12 protein-coding genes and 1 pseudogene are annotated in these 12,565 nt (G+C 66.2%); 9 read left to right on the top strand and 4 right to left on the bottom strand.

The window, feature by feature from the left end; translation table 11 throughout:
- Positions 1 to 64 precede the first annotated feature (64 nt).
- From AO684_RS00140 to AO684_RS00120, 5 genes and pseudogenes are all read left to right on the top strand, one after another.
- A pseudogene (locus AO684_RS00140) lies at positions 65 to 1,006 on the top strand (protein adenylyltransferase SelO family protein); the annotation flags it as partial.
- A gap of 51 nt (positions 1,007 to 1,057) precedes the next feature.
- Positions 1,058 to 1,615 (top strand): helix-turn-helix domain-containing protein, encoded by a 558-nt coding sequence (locus AO684_RS00135; protein WP_054300719.1) that lies wholly within the window; start codon positions 1,058 to 1,060, stop codon positions 1,613 to 1,615.
- Between the two features lie 113 nt (positions 1,616 to 1,728).
- Positions 1,729 to 2,928, top strand: a complete 1,200-nt coding sequence (locus AO684_RS00130; protein ID WP_054300718.1) for a glycine C-acetyltransferase — start codon at positions 1,729 to 1,731, stop codon at positions 2,926 to 2,928.
- Between the two features lie 8 nt (positions 2,929 to 2,936).
- Complete coding sequence (tdh, locus tag AO684_RS00125) at positions 2,937 to 3,962, top strand: L-threonine 3-dehydrogenase (RefSeq protein ID WP_152968306.1); 1,026 nt, start codon at positions 2,937 to 2,939, stop codon at positions 3,960 to 3,962.
- A 60-nt stretch (positions 3,963 to 4,022) separates the two neighbouring features.
- On the top strand, positions 4,023 to 4,571 hold the full coding sequence (locus AO684_RS00120) for a prolyl-tRNA synthetase associated domain-containing protein (RefSeq protein WP_054300716.1): 549 nt from the start codon (positions 4,023 to 4,025) through the stop codon (positions 4,569 to 4,571).
- A gap of 3 nt (positions 4,572 to 4,574) precedes the next feature.
- On the opposite strand, the gene arsC is transcribed toward AO684_RS00120, so the two are convergent.
- Positions 4,575 to 4,934 (bottom strand): arsenate reductase (glutaredoxin), encoded by a 360-nt coding sequence (gene arsC, locus AO684_RS00115; RefSeq protein ID WP_054300715.1) that lies wholly within the window; start codon positions 4,932 to 4,934, stop codon positions 4,575 to 4,577.
- Positions 4,935 to 5,104: 170 nt separating this feature from the next.
- Between arsC and AO684_RS00110 the strand changes: the two genes are divergently transcribed.
- The 3 genes from AO684_RS00110 to AO684_RS00100 all read left to right on the top strand — a co-directional run bounded on the left by AO684_RS00110 (position 5,105) and on the right by AO684_RS00100 (position 8,096).
- Positions 5,105 to 5,758: a protein-L-isoaspartate O-methyltransferase gene (locus AO684_RS00110; protein WP_054300714.1), complete on the top strand. Its 654-nt coding sequence runs from the start codon at positions 5,105 to 5,107 to the stop codon at positions 5,756 to 5,758.
- Between the two features lie 47 nt (positions 5,759 to 5,805).
- Complete coding sequence (locus AO684_RS00105) at positions 5,806 to 7,221, top strand: TolC family outer membrane protein (RefSeq protein WP_054300721.1); 1,416 nt, start codon at positions 5,806 to 5,808, stop codon at positions 7,219 to 7,221.
- 110 nt (positions 7,222 to 7,331) lie between these two features.
- On the top strand, positions 7,332 to 8,096 hold the full coding sequence (locus AO684_RS00100; protein ID WP_152968305.1) for a hypothetical protein: 765 nt from the start codon (positions 7,332 to 7,334) through the stop codon (positions 8,094 to 8,096).
- Between the two features lie 72 nt (positions 8,097 to 8,168).
- On the opposite strand, the gene AO684_RS00095 is transcribed toward AO684_RS00100, so the two are convergent.
- The 3 genes from AO684_RS00095 to AO684_RS00085 form a co-directional block, all read right to left on the bottom strand.
- Positions 8,169 to 8,492 (bottom strand): DUF6280 family protein, encoded by a 324-nt coding sequence (locus AO684_RS00095; RefSeq protein WP_054300712.1) that lies wholly within the window; start codon positions 8,490 to 8,492, stop codon positions 8,169 to 8,171.
- A 281-nt stretch (positions 8,493 to 8,773) separates the two neighbouring features.
- A complete protein-coding gene (locus AO684_RS00090) occupies positions 8,774 to 9,511 on the bottom strand; it encodes a folate-binding protein YgfZ (RefSeq protein ID WP_054300711.1) in 738 nt (245 codons plus the stop codon).
- A gap of 3 nt (positions 9,512 to 9,514) precedes the next feature.
- Positions 9,515 to 11,269: an ABC transporter ATP-binding protein gene (locus AO684_RS00085; protein WP_054300710.1), complete on the bottom strand. Its 1,755-nt coding sequence runs from the start codon at positions 11,267 to 11,269 to the stop codon at positions 9,515 to 9,517.
- 135 nt (positions 11,270 to 11,404) lie between these two features.
- Between AO684_RS00085 and AO684_RS00080 the strand changes: the two genes are divergently transcribed.
- Positions 11,405 to 12,565, top strand: a 1,161-nt coding sequence (locus AO684_RS00080) for an alanine--glyoxylate aminotransferase family protein (RefSeq protein ID WP_054300709.1), incomplete at its 3' end; no start/stop codon positions are given.

Raw genomic sequence — 12,565 nt, 5'->3', positions numbered from 1 at the left:
GTTTTCGCGCCGGGCTTGCCGCTGCTGAGCGGCGCGGGCAGATAGCCGCGCAGCGGAGCCGCTGCCCGGCGCGGTGCTGACCCGCGTTGCCGCAAGCCATCTGCGTATCGGCACCTTCCAGTTCTTCGCCGCGCGCGGGCAGGGCGACATGGTGAAACGGCTGGCCGATTATGCCATTGCCCGGCACCATCCGCAGGCGTTGAACGCCGGAAACCCCTATCTCGGGCTGTTCGAGGCGGTGACGGCGGCGCAGGCGCGGCTTGTGGCGCGCTGGATGGGGCTTGGCTTCATTCATGGCGTGATGAACACCGACAACATGACCATTTCTGGCGAAACCATCGACTATGGCCCCTGCGCCTTCATGGAGGCCTATGCGCCGGGCACGGTGTTTTCTTCCATCGACCGGCAGGGGCGCTATGCCTATGGCAACCAGCCGCAGATCCTGGGCTGGAACCTCGCGCGGCTGGCCGAGACACTGCTGCCGCTGTTCGATGCCGACGAGGATCGTGCGGTGGATCTGGCCAATGCGCGGCTGGAGGCAATTGCCGGGCAGTTCCGCGCCGAATGGCTGGCGGTGATGCGGGCGAAGCTGGGACTGGCGGGTGAGGAGGACGGCGACGGGGCGCTGATCGGCGATTTCCTGAAGGCGCTGGAAGGCACTGACTGGACGCTGGGCTTTCACCGGCTTGCGGGCGCGCCCGATGCGGCGCCGCTGGCGGGGCTGTTCGCCAATCCCGCCGCGCTGGCCGTCTGGTGGCCGCGTTGGCAGGCCCGCCGCGCTCCGGATTTCGCGGCACGGATGGCGGCGATCAATCCGGTCTACATCCCGCGCAATTTGCGGGTGGAAGAGGCGCTGGCGGCGGCGGAGGCGGGTGACATGGCGCCTTTCCACGCGCTGCTGGATGTGGTGACGCAGCCCTTTGGCGAAAGGCCGGGGCTGGAGGCCTATGCGTTGCCCGCGCCGCAGGACTTTGCGCAGGGCTTCCGCACCTTCTGTGGCACCTGACGCTGCGAAAATACCAGTTGCGCGGCGCGGTGCCGCCGGGGACTATGGGCCATGAACGCAAGATCCGACATCCATGACCGGCTGGCCGCGTCGCTGCGCGAGGCGCGTAAGGCGCGCGGGCTGAGCCTTGATGCGGTGGCAAAGCTGTCGGGTGTCAGCCGCTCCATGGTCAGCCAGATCGAACGTGGCGAAAGCTCGCCCACCGTGGCGACGCTGTGGAACCTGACGCAGGCGCTTCAGGTCGATTTCGCGGGGCTGCTGGAGGGCCGCCCCTCTGGCGGGATCGAGGTGATCCGTGCCGGTGCCGCGCCGGTCATTGCCGGGCGGGGCAGTGGCGTGCGCATCCGCATCCTTTCCCCTGCCGAGGCGGTGGGGGAACACGAGGTTTACGAACTGATCTTCCAGCCCGGCGGCGCGCTGGTGTCCGATCCGCACAGCCCCGGCTGCCGTGAACATCTGACCGTGATCGAAGGTGCGCTGCTGGTGCAAAGCGGCGAGGATGAACAGGCTTTGGCCGTGGGCGATACCGCGCGCTATGCGGCGGATCGCGCCCATGCCATCCGGGCCGAAGCCGGGGCGCGGGCCATCCTGATCGTGCAGGACAGCTAGGGCGGCGGCTCGGGCAGTGAAAAAGAAATCCGTTTTGGCGGATGCGTATCCGCTATCTTGACGGATTTCCGGTTTTGCGGCAACTTGTCCGCCATAACGGAGGATGTTCTGCGATGACGGATTCGGGGAAGGCGGCGTTTCTGGCGCATCTTGGCGAGGTGCTGGCGGGGATTGAGGCCGAGGGGCTGATGAAGCGCGAGCGGCTGATCCACGGCCCGCAGGGCGCGCATGTCGAGGTGGCGGGGCGCAGGCTCCTGAACCTCTGCGCCAATAACTACCTTGGGCTGGCGGATGATCCGCGTCTGGTGGCGGCGGCGCGCGGCGCGATGGAGGGGCAGGGCTATGGCATGGCCTCGGTCCGCTTCATCTGTGGCACGCAAGACATGCACCGGGCGCTGGAGGCACGCATCGCGGGTTTTCTGGGTATGGAAGACTCCATCCTCTTTGCCGCCTGTTTCGATGCCAATGGCGGGCTGTTCGAGCCGCTGCTGGGGCCGGAGGATGCGGTGATTTCCGACAGCCTGAACCATGCCAGCATCATTGACGGCATCCGCCTGTGCAAGGCGAAGCGCTATCGCTACGCCAATTCCGACATGGCGGATCTGGAGGTGCAGTTGCAGGCCGCCCGCGCCGATGGCGCGCGGTTCATTCTGGTGGCGACGGATGGCGTGTTCTCGATGGATGGTTATCTGGCGAAGCTGGCGGAGATCCGGGCGCTGGCAGACCGTTACGGGGCGATGGTGATGGTGGATGACTGCCATGCCACCGGCTTCATGGGGCCACAGGGGCGCGGGACGCCGGCCCATGCCGGGGTTTCGGTCGACATTCTGACCGGCACGCTGGGCAAGGCTCTGGGCGGCGCGCTGGGCGGCTATATCGCCGGGCCGCAGCCGGTGATCGACCTGCTGCGGCAACGGGCGCGGCCCTATCTGTTTTCCAACGCCCTGCCGCCCGCCGTGGTGGCCGCCGGTCTGGCGGCACTGGATATTGTCGAGGCCGCCGACGACCTGCGCGCGCAGCTGTTCGAGAATGCCCGCTACTGGCGCGCGGGGCTGGAGGATACGGGCTTTCGTCTCTTGCTGGGTGAACATCCCATCGTGCCGGTGATGCTGGGCGATGCGGTGCTGGCGCAGAACATGGCCTCGGCCTTGTATGATCGCGGTGTCTATGTGGCCGGGTTCTTCTTCCCGGTGGTGCCGAAAGGGCAGGCGCGCATCCGCACGCAGATGAATGCGCGGCTGACGCGGGATGATCTGGATTTCGCGCTTGATGCCTTCCGGGCAGCGGGCAAGGCGGTGGGAGCCCTGGTATGACCAATCAGATGAAAGCGCTGGTGAAGGCGAAACCCGAAGTCGGGCTTTGGGCGGAAACGCGCCCTGTGCCGGAAATCGGGCCGGATGACGTTTTGATCCGCATCCGCAAGACCGGGATCTGCGGCACCGACATCCATATCTGGAACTGGGATGACTGGGCGGCGCGCACCGTGCCGGTGGGTCTGATCACCGGGCATGAATTCGCGGGCGAGATTGTCGAACTGGGCCGCAATGTCACCGATCTGGCCATCGGCCAGCGCTGCTCGGGCGAGGGGCATCTGATCGGCCGCCACTCGCGCCAGTCGCGTGCGGGCAAGTTCCATCTGGACCCTGCCACGCGCGGCATCGGCGTGAATGAGAACGGCGCCTTCGCCACCTATCTGAAACTGCCCGCCTTCAACGTGGTGCCGCTGCCCGACTCGATTGATGACGAGATCGGCGCCATTCTCGATCCGCTGGGCAATGCCGTGCACACCGCGCTCAGCTTCGATCTGGTGGGCGAGGATGTGCTGATCACCGGCGCCGGGCCTATCGGCATCATGGCGGCGGCGGTGGCGCGGCATGTCGGCGCGCGGCATGTGGTGATTACCGATGTGAACCCCGCGCGGCTGGAACTTGCGGGGCAGGTGGCCGATGTGGTGCCGGTCAATGTGGCGACCGAGGATCTGAAAGCCGTGCAGGCGCGGCTGAAGATGACGCAAGGCTTTGACGTGGGGATGGAGATGAGCGGCAATCAGGCCGCGCTGGACCAGATGGTCGAACAACTGGTGATGGGGGGGCGCATCGCCATGCTGGGCATCCCGCCGGGCAAAAGCCCGGTGGACTGGTCGCGCATCGTCTTCAAGGCCATCACGATCAAGGGCGTCTATGGCCGCGAGATCTTTGAGACCTGGTACAAGATGATCGCCATGCTGGAAAACGGCCTCGACATCCGCCGTGTCATCACCCACCGCTTCAAGGTTGCAGATTTCGCCGAAGGGTTTGAGGTCATGCGCTCCGGCCTGTCCGGCAAGGTCGTTCTGGACTGGGAATAGCCGCATCCGGCCTTGCGGCGCGGGGCGTCATGCGTTTCATGGGGGCAAAGGAGTGTCCCCATGGACCAGACGCTTGCACCCGACGCCAGTTCCGCCGCGCAGCATGAACTGCCGGTCAGTTCGGATGCGCTGATGGCGGCGCTGCGTGCGGCGGGGATCGCCTTTGAAAGTTACGACCACGCGCCCCTGCGCACGGTCGAGGATGCCAAACAGGTGCAGCATGCCATGCTGGGCAGCGAGGCGGGCGGCTATCACATCAAGAACCTCTATCTGCGCGACCGCAAGAAGCGGAACTATCTGGTGACGGTCGAACAGGATCGCGCAGTGGATCTGAAGGCGCTGGGCGCCGCCATCGGGGCACAGAACCCGTCTTTCGGTTCGGCCGACCGGCTGATGGAGCATCTGGGCATCCGCCCCGGCGCGGTCAGCCCGCTGGCCATGGTGACGGGGGCGGAAACCGGGGTGATGCTGGTGCTGGAACGCGCGCTGAAAGAGGCGCGGCTGGTGCATATGCATCCGCTGGTGAATGACCGCACCGTGGCCATGGCCCCGGCCGATCTGCTGCGCTGGCTGGAAAGCCTTGGCGTCACGCCGGTCTGGATCGACTGACCCTCAGGGCAGCAGCGGCGTCAGCCTTTCCAGGGGGCGACACAGCGCGGTTCCCTTCGGGCTTTGCACGAAGGGCCGCTCCACCAGAACCGGATGGGCCAGCATGGCGGCGAAGATCGTCGCATCCCCGGCCGCAGCCAGCCCAAGCTCTGTCACCAGATCACCCTTGCGGCGCAGCGCCTGTGTCGGGGTCAGCCCGGCCGCCTCCAGAAGGGCGCGCAGCCCGGCCTCCTCCCAGCCGGTTTCAAGATAGCGGATCACGCGCGGTTCCACCCCCGCATCACGGATCGCCTGCAACGCCTTGCGCGACGTCGAACAGCCGGGATTGTGCCAGATCGTTACGGGAAAATCGGTCTTTGTCATAAGCCGATCCTGTGGCCAGGCGGGCTTGTCGTCAAGCCGGACAAAAGGCGGTTGCGATTTGCATTCAGTGAATCGAATATGTCTCTGCGGGAAGGCGAAGATGGCTTGTTGCCGTTGCCGGTTTTCTGTGGCATCACCTTGTGAGCCGAAACTAGACCGACGAGTTTAGCATGACCGATTTCGCCACGCGCCGCACCATGATGGTGGACACGCAGATCCGCCCCTCGGATGTCACGAAATTCCCGATCATCGAGGCCATGCTGACCGTCCCGCGCGAAGCCTATGTGCCGCAGGACCGCCGCGAGGCCGCTTATGTGGGCGAGCATGTCGCCATGGGCGGCGGCCGCGTGCTGATGGAGCCGCGCACGCTGGCCAAGATGCTGGACGCGCTGGATATTCAGCCGACGGAAACCGTGCTGGATATCGGCTGTGGCCTTGGCTATTCGACCGCCGTCATCGCCCGCATGGCCGAGGCTGTGGTGGCCGTGGAAGAGGACGAGGCGCTGGTGGCCGAGGCACAGCGCACGCTGTCGTCGCATGGCGTGGACAATGCCGCGGTGATGGCCGGAAAGCTGGCCGATGGCGCGCCCAAGGCTGGCCCCTATGACGTGATTACCGTGCAGGGCGCAGCCGAGGTGGTTCCCGCCGCGCTGCTGGCGCAGCTGAAAGAGGGCGGGCGCATCGGCTGCCTGTTCATGGAAGGCGCGCTGGGCGTCGCCCGCATCGGTTACAAGATCGACGGCCAGATCACCTGGCGCTATGCTTTCAACGCTTCCGCCCCGGTTCTGCCGGGCTTCGCGGCGCGGAGAGCCTTTACACTCTGAACGACCCCGGCAGGCGGGCAATAGAACAGGAGCAGGCGATGTTCGGCATGAGGCGGATTCTTGCGACGGCGGCGGTGTCCGTCATGATGATGGCCCCTGCGGCACAGTCCGAAACGCTGGCGGATGCGCTGATTGCCGCTTACCGCAACTCGCACCTGCTCGACCAGAACCGGGCCGTGCTGCGCGCGGCGGATGAGGATGTGGCCTCGGCGGTCTCGGCGCTGCGCCCGGTGGTGGAATTCACCGCGAATTTCCGCCGCTCGCGCCAGATCTATGAAAATGCCGGGCAGTCCAGCGGCCTGTTCAGCACCGTTCCGGACGAGGCGACCGCCACCACCAATTCGCTGGAGCTGTCCTTCCAGCTTCTGCTGATTGATTTCGGCCGCACTCATTTCGCCATCGAAGCCGCCAAAGAAGCGGTTCTGGCTACCCGCGCCGGGCTGGTCTCGGTGGAACAGCAGGTGCTGCTGAATACGGTCAACGCCTATGTGAACGTGCGCCTGGCGCAGGAGATCGTGGTACTGCGGCAGAACAACAGCCGCGTCATCACGCAGGAGCTGCAAGCCTCCAGAGACCGCTTCGATGTGGGCGAGGTGACGCGGACGGATGTGGCGCTGGCGGAATCGCGTCTGGCGCAGGCCCGTGCCGCGCTGACGGCCGCCGAGGGCGATCTGATGGTGGCGCGCGAGGCCTACAAGGCCATGACCGGCGCCTATCCGGGGCGTCTGTCGGCTCTGCCGAAGGCACCGAAGCTTCCGACGTCGAAAGATGCGGCGCTGGGTATTGCGCGGCGCAATCACCCCGACATGATCCGGTCGCAGCATCTGGTGAAGGCCGCCGATCTGGGCGTCGACATTGCCAAGGCGAATATGAAGCCGACGGTGACGCTGGATGCGACCGCCGGGATGTACGAAGGCACGGCCTCGGCCAGCAGCGATTACAACCTCGCCACCGTGGGGATCACCGGCCGCCAGACGCTGTATGCGGGCGGCCGGCTGTCGGCGCTTTATCGCAAGGCCATGGCGCAGCGTGAGGCACAACGCGCCTCGCTGCACCAGACCGGCGTCTCCATTGAACAGAACCTGGGCAATGCCTGGTCCGGCCTTGACGTGGCGGCGGCGCAGATCGCAGCGAACAACCGCCAGATCGAGGCGGCGCAGATCGCTTTCGACGGACTGCGCGAAGAGGCGAAGCTGGGCGCGCGCACCACGCTTGAGGTGCTTGACGCCGAGCAGGAGCTTCTGGATGCCCGCGCCGCCCGCGTGCAATCCGAGGCGGAGCGCTATTTCGCGGTTTACAACGTGCTGTCAGCCATGGGCCGTCTGACGGTGACGGATCTGAACCTCGGTATCCCGACCTATGACGTGACCGGCTACTACAACGCCGTCAAGGACGCGCCCGCGACCTCGTTCCAGGGCAAGAAACTGGACCGTGTGTTGCAGTCCATCGGCAAGAAGCCGTGATCTGCGATTGCAAGCAAGTTGACGGATAAGGCGGCGGCCGCTTGTAAGCGGGCGCGCCTGCGGCTAGTCTGGACCGAAAGGCGAATAACGGGGCAGGCATGAACGAACCGATGAGTTCCCGGGAAATCGAGGATGTGCTGTCGTCGATTCGTCGGCTTGTCTCCGACGATCTGCGTCCCGCGCATCGCACGCCTACCAACCCGCCAGCCGTTCCGGGCAAGCTGTTGCTGACACCCGCCCTGCGTGTTGTGCCCGCGCCTGCGGCCGCGCCGGAACAGCCGGAAACCGATATCACCGGCCTGACGGAAGAGCCCGCTTCGGCGCGGCGCATCGAGGATGTGGTCGCCTCGCTTGGGGCGGCTGTCGAACCCGACGAAGCCTGGGAAACTGAGGCGGCCGAGCCGGAGTGGGGCGAGGCAAGCTGGCCGAGCCTGCCCGAGGTTGTCGAGGTGGATCTGGACAGCGTGGCCGAAGCCGAGGTGGTGCAGTTCGTTTCGGCTGATCAGGCGCGCATGGAAGATGCCTGGCGCGACGGGGCCTGGCCGGATGGTCCGCAGCCCGCCGAACTGGACGAGCCGGAACCCGTGGCCGAGATCGACAGCGATCCGGCAGCGGCGGATCTGGCTGAGGCTGAGGTGGTGGCCGAGCTCAGCCGCGCGGTCGAGGACGAGGTAGCCGAACAGGCCGCCGCTGAACCCGGTCTGTTCGCACCCGGCGATGCCGATGATTTCGACGAAGAGGCACTGCGCGAAGTCGTGCGCGACATCATCCGCGAAGAGCTTCAGGGGGCTCTGGGAGAACGCATCACCCGCAACGTGCGCAAGCTGGTGCGGGCCGAGATCAGTCGCGCGATTGCCAGCCGCGATCTTTCCTGAAGCCGGACTGACGTCAAAAGCAAAAACGCGCGCCATCCGGCGCGCGTTTGCATTTCGCAGGGTGCCGGCGGCTCAGGCCGCTTCGGCCTCCAGCTCGGCGGCGTGACGGCGTTCGCTTTCCTCGCGCGACAGCGCGACAGAGGTGCGAACACCTTTCGCCACGAATTCCATAAGGCCCTTCACGACACGTTCGTTCGGGTCGATCCCGGCGCAGGACAGAACCTCGCGCCCGTCGCGCGAGCGCGCCCAGCGGGCGATCTGCTCCGGCCCGTTGCCGTATTTCTTGTCATCGGCGATGGCATCGTCGAGGGCCGCCAGAACGACAGCCGCGAAGAGCTTGCGGGCACGTTGCCCCTGCTCATAGTTGAACGCGGTGCCGTCGATGAAATCAGCCATGTCCGTTTTCCTGTTCTTGCTCTTGCGTATTCCGGCGCCCGGGGAATATGACGTTTTCGAGACGATTCGGTATCTCGGGTTTGATATGGCTGCCATGCGTCTACGTCATGGCTGGCAGCACATACCACTAGGTTTTGGGGTCAAATCCGGGGTGTGCCGACGAGATATAGGATACGCCCCGAACGGTTCAAGGACTGGTCAAACTTTCGCCAGTTTTTCGGGGTGGTTGCGCGTTCCCGCGCCGAAATCATGTTGCGGGAAAGCTTGTCAATCTTCGCATTTTATGCGTCCGTCCGCAAAATGGCATCTCCGGCCTGCAACGGGCCTGCCAGACGGTCCAGTCGCATCTGCGCCAGCGCCCGGTCGCCGGATTGCGTGAAAAGCCGCCCTGCCTCGCGCCCGTCGGCCATCAGGATCGGCGTTCCAGCGGGGGCAGTGCCCGAGATATGCAGCCGGACCAAGCCCTTGCGCAGCTCGGTCTTGTGCTTCATCCGCGCGGTCACCTCTTGCCCGACATAACATCCCTTGCGGAAATCGACGCCATTGAGCCGCTCGAACCCGGCTTCGAGGATCAGCGTCTCGTCGGGGATCAACTCGATCCCGGTTTCGGGAATGATATGCGCCACGCGAATGGCATCCCAGTCCACCGCGGCCTCGGGCAAGGGCGCGCCATAGAGACGCCAGCCAAGCGCGGGGTGGCGCGGATCGGGCAGGGCGCCTTCGGACGCGTCGCCGATGCCGCGGCTGACCGACAGATCCGACGCCGCGAAGGCCACGTCGGCGCGCAGCCGATACATGGCCAGCCGCCGCATCACCCCGTCAGCAAGGCTTTCGGGCAGGTCCAGCAGCAGCTCCGTTCCGGTGTTCACCACGAAAAAATCCGCGAGATACCGCCCCTGTGGCGTCAGCAATGCCGCATAGACGATGCCGCGCGCTTTCAGCGGCAATACATCATTGCTGACCAGCCCTTGCAGGAAGCTCAGGGCATCGGGGCCGGTCAGACGGACGAGGCGGCGCATGGCTCACTCCTGGAATTGCAGACGGTAGAGATCGGCATAAAGCCCGCCCTTTTCAAGCAGGCTGTCATGCGTGCCTTCCTCGACGGCGCGACCGCGATCCATCACCACGATCTTGTCAGCCGCGCGGACGGTGGCCAGACGATGCGCGATCACCAGCGTGGTGCGTCCACTGCCCAGACGGGTCAGCGCCTCTGACACGATGGCCTCGGACGCCGCATCCAGCGCCGAGGTGGCCTCGTCCAGCAGCAGGACCGGCGCATCCGCGACCAGCGCCCGCGCAATGGCCACGCGCTGCCGCTGCCCGCCCGACAGGGCCGAGCCGCGCGGCCCGGCATGGGTATCGGCGCCCTCCGGCAGGGCACGCAGGAAATCGGCGACATGCGCGGCCTCGAAGGCGCGCTCCAGCCGATAGGGCGCGATGTCGCGGCCCAGCGTTACATTCTCGCGGATGGTTTCATCGAACAGCATGGCATCCTGCGAAACCACGGCGAATTGCGCGCGCAGCTCCGGCAGGCGCATCCCGGCGATGTCGCGCCCGTTCAGCGTGATCACCCCGGATTGTGGTTCTGCCATGCCGGTCAGCAGATGAAAGACCGTGGATTTCCCGGCCCCCGAAGCGCCGACCAGCGCGGTCATCTGGCCCGGCTCTGCCGTGAAGCTCAGCCCGCGCAGCACCGGCGTTTCGCCATAGCCGAAGCTGATGTCGTTCAGCACAATGCCCACCGGCGGGGGGCCGGGCTCTGCCTCACCGGCGCGGGGGCGTTCGGGCGGTGCGGTGTCGAACAGGCGGAAGATACGCTCGAGCGAGGCAGAGGCCACCTGCCACACCCCGGCCTGATCACCGATGCGGCGGATCGGCTGGAAGGTCAGTGCCATGGCGGTGAAGAAAGACATGAACTCGCCCGTCGTGCGCTCGCCTTCGGCGATTTCTGCCCCGCCCAGCATCAGTACGGTGAAGAAGCCGATGCCGGTCACCACGTCGATCAGCGCCGGGATCGTGGAGCGGCCAAAGGCGGTGCGCACCTCGGCGCGGACGATGGTGCCGACGATGCGGCGGAAGCGGCCGGTCTGGTAGTCCTCCATCCGGTTCAGCTTGATGGCCTGAATGCCGTGAAAGATTTCGTCCAGGCGGGTGGCGCGGCTGCCTGCCTGTTCGCGCATCAGCATGGTCTTGCGGCGGATATAGCGCTGCACAACCACCGCCGGCAGGATCAGCAGCGGCGCCCCCACCAGCGCCGCCAGCGTCCAGTGCACGTCGATCGACAGCGCCACGGCGAACAGTGACACCAGTGCAATAGTGTCGCGCCCGACCCCTATGATGATGGAGGACCAGACGCCCTGCACGGCGGCGGTATCGCCCACCACCCGCTCCATCAGCGCGCCGGGCGGGTTGTCCTGAAAGAACCGGCCACCCAGCCGCAGCACATGCGCCAGAAGATCCACCTGCATGGCGGTGGAGCTTTTCTGCGCCACCGCCGTCAGCGTGGTTTTCGACGCGACCGAGGTGACGGCGCGGACAAGGAACAGGCCAAGAATGGCAAGGCCGACCCAGATCAGTGCGCCTTCCCCACCGGGCGCGAAGACCTTGTCGAACAGCGGCTCCAGCAGCCAGGACAACGCGCCGAGCGTCGATCCTTCAATCACCATCAGCCCGAAGGCCAGCGCCATCAGCCCCGCATGGGGGCGCAGGTAGCCCGACCAGAGCCTGCCGAACAGGCGGCGCGAGGTGTAACGCGGGTCTTGCGGCGGTCTGGCCAAGGGCGGCTCCTGTCACGGCTGGCCCTTGGGATAGCCCGCGTGGCAGGGCAGGGCAAGGCGCGTGCGCGTGCGTGCCCCGCGTTGACGCCGCTCCGGCGCGGGCGTAGCCATTTGGCAGGACTCGCGGAGAAGCAGATGACCCTCGCCAACGGACGCCCCTACCTCGCCATTCCCGGCCCCTCGACCATGCCGGATCGCGTGCTGAACGCGATGCACCGGGCGGCGCCCAATATCTATGCCGGGGCGTTGCCCGAGATGGTGGAAAGCCTCTGGCCCGATCTGCGGCGGCTGGCGGGGACGAAGGCGTATGTGGCGCTGTATATCGCCAATGGCCATGGTGCGTGGGAGGCGGCCAATGCCAACCTGTTCTCGCGCGGGGACCGGGCGCTGGTCGTGGTGACGGGAAGGTTCGGCATCGGCTGGGCGGAAAGTGCCACGGCGCAGGGCGTGCAGGCCGAACTTCTGGATTTCGGCAAGGCCGCCCCCGCCGATCCCGCCCGGATCGAGGCAGCGCTGCGGGCCGATACCGCGCATGGGATCAAGGCGGTTCTGGTCACTCATGTCGATACCGCCAGCTCGGTGAAAAATGACATCCCGGCCATCCGCCGCGCCATAGACGCTGCGGGCCATCCGGCCTTGCTGGCGGTGGATTGCATTGCCTCGATGGGCTGCGATGCGTTCTTCATGGATGACTGGGGCGTGGATGTGGTGGTAGCGGCCAGCCAGAAGGGGCTTATGGTGCCGCCGGGGCTAGGGATTTTGTGGTTTTCAGACCGCGCGATGGAGCGTTGCAAGACCAGCGACCTGCGCACGCCCTACTGGAACTGGACGCCCCGCGCGACCGCGACCGAGTTCTGGCAGCACTGGGCGGGCACCGCCCCGACGCATCACCTGTTCGGTCTGCGCGAAAGCCTGAACATGATCGCCGAGGAGGGGCTGGAGGCGGTCTGGGCGCGGCATGCCGCGCTTGCCCGCACCGTCTGGGCGGCGTTCGATGCCTGGGGCGCGGGGCACCCCGAGATTGCGCTGAACGTGGCGGATCCGGCGTCTCGCGGCCATTCGGTGACAGCGGCCCGGATTGGCCCGGCGCCGAATGCCAGCCGCCTGCGCGACTGGCTGGAGCAACGTGCGGGGGTCACGCTGGGCATCGGTCTGGGCATGGCCTTGCCGTCGGAGCCCGCCTATCACGGCTTTCTGCGGGTGGCGCATATGGGCCATGTGAATGCCCATATGACGCTGGGCGTACTGGCGGCGATGGAGGCCGGCATGATCGCGCTGGACATCCCGCATGGGCCG

It is taken from the genome of Gemmobacter sp. LW-1 (genome assembly GCF_001303875.1).
GTDB classification, from domain to species: domain Bacteria; phylum Pseudomonadota; class Alphaproteobacteria; order Rhodobacterales; family Rhodobacteraceae; genus Gemmobacter; species Gemmobacter caeni.
Note: the sequence above shows the minus strand (reverse complement) of the source record. Positions and strands in the feature narration are given on the sequence as shown.